Origin of the sequence: Billgrantia kenyensis (assembly GCF_013697085.1) — a bacterium.
GTDB classification, from domain to species: Bacteria; Pseudomonadota; Gammaproteobacteria; order Pseudomonadales; family Halomonadaceae; genus Halomonas; species Halomonas kenyensis.
This window is the reverse complement of sequence record NZ_JACEFT010000095.1, coordinates 1-551: the sequence shown is the minus strand read 5'-3', so window position 1 is coordinate 551 and position 551 is coordinate 1. Positions and strand designations below refer to the sequence as shown.

Below are 551 nucleotides of genomic sequence, written 5' to 3'. Positions count from 1 at the left end.
GATGCCGGGGCGACCCGGGCATGCTGCTGCAGCTTGCGCACGTGACGCGTCGGCGGCGTGCCCCCGGCGCGGCCGTGATAGGTACGCTCGCCCAGGTGGCTCAGCACCTGGGGCGCGTCGGCAAACACCAGGCGGTGGGCGGCGTGAACGTCTTCGTCGCTACCGACCTCGAAGAACTCATGGAAGTAGAACAGCCCCTCTTCGGCGGCCAGGCGTTCGACGAAAGCGAGATCGTCTTCCCGATACTGCGTGAGGTACTCCCGAGACTCGGGCTCGCGGGTGGCGGCGAAGGCGAGATCGGTCAGGCCGTGCTCGTCGCACAGGGTGTTGAGCACCGTGAGCGGCGAGACCTCCTGGAAGATGCGCGAGTTCTGGCGCAGGCCAAGGCGCCACAGCGCGGGCCGGATCTCGACCCGATAGAAGGTGTGGCGGTGGCCGCGGTCGCCACGGGCGAACTCGCTGACGATGCCGTTCACCTGGCGCAGCATCTCGTCGTCCTGCCAGATCGTCAGGGTGGCCTCGCGGTCGAGGATGTCGCGGGCGGAGAGGCT

General features: G+C 68.6%; 1 protein-coding gene. It reads right to left on the bottom strand.

What is annotated here, in order from left to right:
• Nucleotides 1–551: contractile injection system protein, VgrG/Pvc8 family (locus H1D44_RS20760; RefSeq protein ID WP_280525496.1), on the bottom strand; the 551-nt coding region annotated here is incomplete at both ends.